Consider the following 613-nt stretch of genomic DNA (forward strand, 5'->3'; position numbering starts at 1 on the left):
AGCAAGCTGGCGTTATTATCCTGTGATTAAAGCAGTACAAGCCATGCGTGGCGTCAGGCTATTAGTGGCAACAGGCGTGGTCGCTGAACTGGGGGATTTAAATCGTTTTGACCATCCCAGAAAACTCATGAGCTATGTGGGTTTAGTGTCGAGCGAACACTCCAGTGGCGGTAAACGAAGATTAGGCGCTATCACCAAATGCGGCAATGGCCGAGCCAGACGATTACTCATTGAAGGTGCACATAGCTATCGTTTTAGCGCAAATATATCCACAGACTTACAAAAGCGACAAGAAGGCTTGCCCAAACCGATTATTGATATTGCTTGGCAAGCTCAACTTAGGTTGTGTCGCAGATATCAAAGACTTATGCACAAAGGTAAGCATTACAATGTGGTGGTAACCGCTATCGCCCGTGAAATGATTGCTTATATCTGGGCTATATCACGAGAGGTAATATTACCCCAGGTTAACCCTAAATTACGCTTATCAAGGGTTCCTGCATGAGAGAAGAGTTTGAGTTAATGCATTGGGTCAAGCATCGGCTGTGGCACAATCACCGAGGGCGTTAGGATGGCAATAGTGTTTATTCATTGTTGAACCACGAGCATAGAC

The 613-nt window shown here is 45.7% G+C and carries 1 protein-coding gene; it reads left to right on the forward strand.

Annotated elements, in window-relative coordinates; translation table 11 throughout:
* On the forward strand, positions 1-505 hold a 505-nt coding region (locus QQK00_RS20420), incomplete at its 5' end, for a transposase (protein WP_284219556.1).
* Between the last annotated feature and the right edge of the window lie 108 nt (positions 506-613).

This window comes from Agaribacter marinus, from assembly GCF_030160655.1.
GTDB lineage: Bacteria > Pseudomonadota > Gammaproteobacteria > Enterobacterales > Alteromonadaceae > Glaciecola > Glaciecola marina.